The sequence below is a fragment of the Nonomuraea mesophila genome (genome assembly GCF_004352805.1).
GTDB classification, from domain to species: Bacteria; Actinomycetota; Actinomycetes; order Streptosporangiales; family Streptosporangiaceae; genus Nonomuraea; species Nonomuraea longispora.
The window spans coordinates 47697-53975 of record NZ_SMLD01000047.1 but is presented as its reverse complement, the minus strand read 5'-3'; the positions used below and the strand labels follow the sequence as shown (position 1 = coordinate 53975).

General features: G+C 73.6%; 6 protein-coding genes. 2 read left to right on the top strand and 4 right to left on the bottom strand.

The features are described from left to right. The first annotated feature begins 42 nt into the window (after window positions 1-42). Window positions 43-1293: a class I SAM-dependent RNA methyltransferase gene (locus E1295_RS19535; RefSeq protein WP_132631765.1), complete on the top strand. Its 1251-nt coding sequence runs from the start codon at window positions 43-45 to the stop codon at window positions 1291-1293. 36 nt (window positions 1294-1329) lie between these two features. Here the strand turns inward: E1295_RS19535 and E1295_RS19530 are convergent, their stop codons facing one another. Genes E1295_RS19530 through E1295_RS19515 form a run of 4 tightly spaced genes read right to left on the bottom strand, consistent with a single transcriptional unit; the run spans window position 1330 to window position 5233 of the window. Continuing rightward, window positions 1330-1929 carry a response regulator transcription factor gene (locus E1295_RS19530; RefSeq protein WP_132631764.1) on the bottom strand — a complete coding sequence of 200 codons (600 nt, stop codon included), beginning with the start codon at window positions 1927-1929 and terminating at the stop codon, window positions 1330-1332. A 31-nt stretch (window positions 1930-1960) separates the two neighbouring features. Next, window positions 1961-3067, bottom strand: a complete 1107-nt coding sequence (locus E1295_RS19525; protein WP_132631763.1) for a sensor histidine kinase — start codon at window positions 3065-3067, stop codon at window positions 1961-1963. Continuing rightward, the gene (locus E1295_RS19520; RefSeq protein WP_132631762.1) at window positions 3064-4179 is read right to left on the bottom strand and encodes a sensor histidine kinase; all 1116 of its coding nucleotides are present in this window, start codon (window positions 4177-4179) and stop codon (window positions 3064-3066) included. Before E1295_RS19520 ends, E1295_RS19525 begins: the two co-directional genes overlap by 4 nt. 49 nt (window positions 4180-4228) lie before the next feature. After that, window positions 4229-5233 carry a glycoside hydrolase family 18 protein gene (locus tag E1295_RS19515; protein WP_132631761.1) on the bottom strand — a complete coding sequence of 335 codons (1005 nt, stop codon included), beginning with the start codon at window positions 5231-5233 and terminating at the stop codon, window positions 4229-4231. Between the two features lie 118 nt (window positions 5234-5351). On the opposite strand from E1295_RS19515, the gene E1295_RS19510 reads away from it, so the two are divergent. Next, the gene (locus tag E1295_RS19510; protein ID WP_132631760.1) at window positions 5352-6269 is read left to right on the top strand and encodes an LLM class F420-dependent oxidoreductase; all 918 of its coding nucleotides are present in this window, start codon (window positions 5352-5354) and stop codon (window positions 6267-6269) included. Window positions 6270-6279 lie beyond the last annotated feature (10 nt).

Genomic DNA, 6279 nt, shown 5'->3' with positions numbered 1-6279 from the left:
GCCCGTGACGGCCGCCCGCGCCCGCGCACATAGGGTGTCGGTGTGGAACAGGTATCTCTCGAGCTGACGGTAGGTCCGGTCGCCCATGGCGGCTGGTGTGTGGCACGCCATGACGGGCGCGTGGTCTTCGTGCGCCATGCGCTGCCCGGCGAGCGGGTGATCGCACACGTCACCGAGGAGACCACCCGGTTCCTGCGGGCCGACGCCGTGGAGATCCTCGATCCGTCGCCCGACCGGGTCGTCCCGCCCTGCCCCTTCGCGGGGCCGGGCCGCTGCGGCGGCTGCGACTGGCAGCACGCCACGCTGGAGGCGCAGCGGCGGCTCAAGGCGCAGGTCGTGGCCGAGCAGTTGCAGCGGCTCGCGGGCATCGAGCGCGAGGTCGTGGTCGAGGAGGTGCCGGGGGCCGAAGACGGGCTCGGCTGGCGCACACGGGTGCAGTTCGCCGCGCTGCCCTCCGGCGAGCTGGGCCTGCGCCGCCACCGTTCCCACGCGATCGAGGTCGTCGACGCCTGCCTGATCGCCCACCCCGAGGTCGAGGCGGTCGCCGTCGAGAAGCACACCTGGCCGGGCGCGTCCGGCGTCGAGGTCATCGCCTCGTCCCAGGGAGACCGGGCCGTGGTCGTCAAACCCCGGCCCCGGCGCAGCGTCACCGTGCCCGACCTGCAAGTGCCCGCCTCCGTCCTGCTCGACCAGGGCAAGGGGCGCACGGTGCCGCGGCGCGGGTCCGGCGTGCTGCACGAGCAGGCGGGCGAGCGCCGCTTCCGGGTGGCGGGCAGCGGCTTCTGGCAGGTGCACCCCGGTGCCGCCGAGACGCTGCTCGACGCGGTGCTGGCGTACGCCGCGCCCGAGCCGGGGGAGTGGGCGCTCGACCTCTACTGCGGGGTGGGCCTGTTCGCGGCCGGCCTGGCGGAGGCCGTGGGGCCCGAGGGGGCGGTGTTCGGGCTGGAGTCGGAGGAGTCCGCCGTCCGTGACGCCCGCGCCAACCTCCGCGACCTGCCGCAGGCGCGCGTGGAGCGGGGGCGCGTCGAGGACGCGCTCGACCGGTTCCAGATCGAGCGGGCCGACCTCGTCGTGGTCGACCCGCCGAGAGCGGGGCTGGGGCGCGAGGTGGTGGCGCGCGTCGCGTCGATGGAGGCCCTGCGCATCGTGTACGTGTCGTGCGACCCGGCCACCCTCGCCCGCGACCTGGCCTGGCTGGCGGAGGGCGGCTACACGCTGGCGGACCTGCGGGCCTTCGACGCCTTCCCGATGACCCACCACGTGGAGTGCGTCGCGCTGCTCGTCCGGGCGTAGGCCGGGGCGGGGCCGGGCGGCGGGGGCCTCAGCGGGTCACAACCAGCCCATGCGCTGCGCCGTGCGGATGGCCTCCAGGCGGTTCTGCGCGTTGAGCTTGGCCATGGCGCTCGACAGGTAGTTGCGCACGGTGCCCTCGGTCAGGTGCAGTTCGCCCGCGATCCTGGAGATCGTGGCCCCGTCGCCGGCCAGGCGCAGCGCGTCGCGCTCGCGCTCGGTCAGCGGGCTGTCGCCGGCGGCCATCGCCGCGGCGGCCAGCTCGGCGTCGAGGTAACGCCCGCCCGCCTCGACCTTGCGGATGGCCATGGCCAGCTCCTCCGCCGAGGCGTCCTTGCCGAGAAAGCCGCTCACGCCCGCCGCCATGGCCCGGCGCAGGTAGCCGGGGCGGCCCAGGCTCGTCAGAATGACGATCTTGCACTCGGAGCTGATCTGCTCGGCGGCGCTCAGACCGTCCATGCCCGGCATCTCGATGTCGAGGACGGCCACGTCGGGCCGGTGCTCGGCGACCGCGGCCACCACCTCGTCGCCGCGGCCCACCTGGGCCACGACCTGGATGCCGTCCTCCAGATCGAGCAGGGCCGCGATGGCGCCCCTGACGAGGTGCTCGTCGTCGGCGAGCAGCACGCGGGTGGTCATGAGGGCCTCCTCGTACGCCTCACGCGCGCGGTCATGCGGGCACCGCCGCGCGCAGCAGGTAGTGGCCCTCGCGGGTGGGCTCCGCCTCCAGGGTGCCTCCCACCGCGCGTACGCGCTGGGCCAGCCCCGCCAGGCCGTTCGGCGCGTGCGCGCCCACCGGCCCGTTCACCCCGTCGTTGGACATCTCCAGCACTCCGTCCTGGATCGTGATCGTGCAGCGTTCGGCCTTGCTGTGCTTGAGCACGTTCGTCGCGCCCTCGCGTACGACCGTGGCCAGCAGCGTGCGGGTCTCGGGCGACAGCGAGGAGGTCTCGGCGCGCACGGTGCAGCGTACGTCGGCCGCCTCCAGCACCGCCCGCACGCTGGCGAGGACCTCGTCCAGGTCGATCGCCCGGTAGTTCTGGACGACGCTGCGCACCTCGCGCAGCGACTGCCTGGCCAGGTTGCGCACCTCGAACATCTCGGCGGCTGCCGCCTCCTGCCCGGAGCGCATGGTTCGCTCGGCGTGGGCGGTCCTGGCCGCGATGTCGGTGAGGCTCTGCCCGAGCAGGTCGTTGAGGTCGCGGGCGAAGCGCAGGCGTTCCTCCGACACCGCCAGCCGGGACAGCGCCTCCTGCCCTTCGTGCGCCTCCTTGGTCAGGTGCCAGAGCCGCAGGTTGGCCCACACCGCGCCGACCGTGAAGGCGGTGACCAGCACCTGGGCGAGCAGCAGTTCGGGGAGGAAGGTGTTGGCCAGCGTCACGTACAGGTTGGTGATCACGATCGTCGCGACGGACAGGGCGACGACGGTCCTCCTGCGGGCGAACGTCGCGACCATGCCCACCCACGTCGCGGTCGCCCAGAAGACCGGGACGATCGACAGGAGCAGCACGATCACCCCGGCGACGGCGATGGTCGTCGTGGGCCGCTTCCCGCCCCTGACGGCGATCCTGAACGGCCGCGTGCTCAGCACGATGAGAACCAGCAGCAGCCCGGCGGCGCTCGCGGCCAGCTGCCACGGCCAGCCCTGCTGCCATCCGACGTAGAGCTGGACGAAGCCGACGGCGGCCACGAACGTCAGCGTGTCGGAGGAGGAGACGATCAGCCAGCGGGCCTTGTCGAACTTCGTCGCGTTCCGTATCCGGGTGATCGCCCTCACGACGGCACCGCCGCGCGCAGCTGGAACTCGCCCGACCTGGTGGGCGCCGCGGAGAACGAGCCGCCCGCCGCGACCAGCCGCTCCGACAGGCCGCGCAGGCCGTTGCCCGGCGTGCCCGGCAGGCCGTTCACGCCGTCGTTGACCATCTCCAGCACGCCTCCGTCGATCGTGATGGCGCAGCGGGTGGCCCTGCTGTGCTTGAGCACGTTGGTGCCGCCCTCGCGCACCGCCCACGCCAGCAGCGTCCTGGCCTCGGGCCCCAGCCCGTCGGCCCTGGCCCGGATCTCGCAGCGGGCGCCCGTGGCCTCCAGGGCGACGCGTACACCGTCGAGCTCCTCCTCCAGGTCGAGCCGCTGGTAACCGTGCACGGCCTGCTGCACCTCGGCCAGCGACTCGCCGGCCAGCTCGCGTACGGCGGCCATCTCGGCGGACGCCCTCGCGGCGTCCTTGGTGGCCAGCTTGGCGGCCAGCTCGCTCTTCAGCGTGATCACGGCGAGGCTGTGGCCGAGCAGGTCGTGCAGGTCACGGGCGAAGCGCAGCCGCTCCTCCGCGACGGCCAGGCTGGCCTTGGCCTCGCGGCTCTTGTGCGCGTCCCGGATCATCCACCAGAGCCAGCGCCACAGCAGCAGGGCGGCGATCAGGGCGACGGCCACGGCCGTCTCGCCGAGCAGGATGCCCGGCCACGCCTGGTCGGTCACGTGGGCGAGGAACGTGGTGGACAGGGCGACCGAGACCGTGGCCAGGCAGACCGTCGCCCACAGCGGCAGATAGAGCGCGGCGACCGACAACCACAGGGTGACGCTCTCCCAGCGCAGGCCGGCCATGCTGCCTTGGTGCGGCATGAGCAGCAGCATGCCCAACGCGAACATCGCCGCGAGCGCCAGTTTCGGCGTGGGTCCCGTCCGGTGGTCGAAAGCCTGCCTGAGGAGGAGGGGGTAGAGCCCGAAGAAGCCGAGCAGGCACCCGAGGACGGCCGCCCCGCGGGGGACGGAGATCGTGCCGGCCGCCGTCTCCGCGATGGTGGCGGCGCCGAAAATCACGCCCATGACGCCCATGACGGCGTCCATCCAGTAGATGAGGAGCTTTCTCGCCATGTCAGGACGTGCCGCCATCACGCCCTCCCCTTGCCGACAGATCCTCACCTCTCCCGGGAATCCTATTTCAGGACAAGGCCCGCAAAAGAATCCGTGAGACGCCGTGCGAGGGCTCCGCGCCGCGCAGCGACACCCAGGCCAGCCGGTGGCGGGTGGCGTACGCGGCCAGCGTGCGGGCGTCGGACGCGCCGAGGTCGGAGCCGCCGGCCAGCACGGGGGTCAGCGCGATGCGCTCCCACGCCTCGCCGGGATCGTCCACCCCCTGCGCCCGCGCGATCTGGACGCGGGCGGCTCGTACGGCCGTCGCCACCTTGCCCAGCCGGCCGCGGTGGGCCGTGCGCCCTTCGAGAGGGGCCAGCAGGTTGACGGTGCCGACGTCCGCGCCCGCCCGGCGGGTCGTCCGCAACATCGCCACGTCGGCGGGGCTCAGCCCGCCAGGCCGCAGCGCCAGGGTGAAGCTCACCCGCAGGTCGCGCTCCTGCTGCACGGCGTGGATGGCGCGGGCCCTGCGCAGCACGGCGGCCCTGTCGGCGCTGTCGCGGACCTCGAAGTCGACGGTGGTGGCGTCGTACGCCCCGATGATCCGGCGGTAGGCGGTGGCGAGCCCTCCCGGACGGGTGCAGGTCGTGGCCAGCGCGCGCCCGCCGGGGCCGCCGAACACGAGCGCGGCGTCGCCGCCCAGCGCCCTGAGCCGGCCGATCGGCTTGCCGGGGGCGGGGGAGCCCGTCCACGCGGGCACGCAGCCGTCGCCGGACGGCCCGGCGTCGGCGACGAGGTGACCGAGCGCGTAGCGGCGGACGCCGGTGCGGCGGGACGAGGCGGGAAGGTCGAACCCGGGCTCCCGGGCGGTGTCGACGAACGCCACGAACGTCGTCGGCGGCTCCTCGGACACCACGGGTGAAAGCGACGGCGACGGCGACGGCCGCGCGACCGGCGGTGACGGCTGTGGAGGGGGCGATCCGCCCGCCGGCAGCACGCGGATCGCCGCGCCGGTGCCCGCGACGAGCGCGAGCGCCGCCAGGATCGCCAGAGGTCGCGGGAGCAGGCCGGGCTCCCTGGTGTGCCGCGGCATGGGCCACCCCGTGTGTTCGGTCGGCTACGTACAGCGCTGGCGGCTGCACGTTACCAACCGTGGCGGCGCGGCGCGGCCCTTTTCCGGTTCGCGTCCGTTGTGTGCGGATAATGTGGGCATGAAGCTGCGGATCTTCACCGAGCCCCAGCAGGGCGCGACATATGACGACCTGCTCACCGTCGCCCAGGCGACCGAACGCCTGGGTTTCGACGCCTTCTTCCGGTCTGACCACTACCAGCGCATCGGCCCCGGCGACCCGGGTCCCGGCTCGACCGACGCGTGGATCACGCTCGCCGGCCTGGCCAGGGAGACCTCCAGGATCCGGCTGGGCACGCTGGTGAGCCCGGCCACGTTCCGGCTGCCGGGACCGCTGGCGATCAGCGTGGCCCAGGTCGACCAGATGAGCGCGGGCCGGGCCGAGCTGGGCTTCGGCACCGGCTGGTACGACGGCGAGCACGCCGCGTACGGCATCCCGTTCCCGCCCACGGGCGAGCGCTTCGCGCGTTTCGAGGAGCAGCTCGAGATCATCACGGGCCTGTGGACGTCGGAGAAGGGCTACTCGTTCGAGGGCAGCTACTACCGGCTCGCCGACTCTCCGGCCCTGCCCAAACCCGTCCAGCGGCCCAGGCCGCCGATCATCATCGGCGGGTTCGGCGCCAAGCGCACGCCCCGGCTGGCGGCAACGTACGCCGACGAGTACAACGTGCCGTTCCGCACCCTGGACGAGACCAAGGAGGCCTTCGACCGGGTCCGCGAGGCGTGCCAGAGCACCGGGCGCTCCGTCCTGCTGTCGGCGGCGCAGACCACGATCGTGGGAGCCGACCGGGCGGAGGTCGAGCGGCGCGCGGCGGCCATCGGCGAGAACCCCGACACCCTGCGCGCCGCGGGCCTGGCCGGCACCCCGGCCGAGGTGGCCGAGAAGATCGTCAAGTTCGGCGAGCTGGGCGCGGAACGGGTCTACCTGCAGATCCTCGACCTCGCCGACCTGGAGCACCTGGAGCTGATCGCGGCCGAGGTGCTGCCGCACGTGGCGTAAACCGATTGGC

What these genes read in the sequence shown, in the direction of transcription:
- E1295_RS19530 (WP_132631764.1), bottom strand. Translation starts at nt 1,929, where the DNA reads ATGACCACCCGCGTGCTGCTCGCCGACGACGAGCACCTCGTCAGGGGC.
- E1295_RS19520 (WP_132631762.1), bottom strand. Translation starts at nt 4,179, where the DNA reads ATGGCGGCACGTCCTGACATGGCGAGAAAGCTCCTCATCTACTGGATG.
- E1295_RS19515 (WP_132631761.1), bottom strand. Translation starts at nt 5,233, where the DNA reads ATGCCGCGGCACACCAGGGAGCCCGGCCTGCTCCCGCGACCTCTGGCG.
- E1295_RS19510 (WP_132631760.1), top strand. Translation starts at nt 5,352, where the DNA reads ATGAAGCTGCGGATCTTCACCGAGCCCCAGCAGGGCGCGACATATGAC.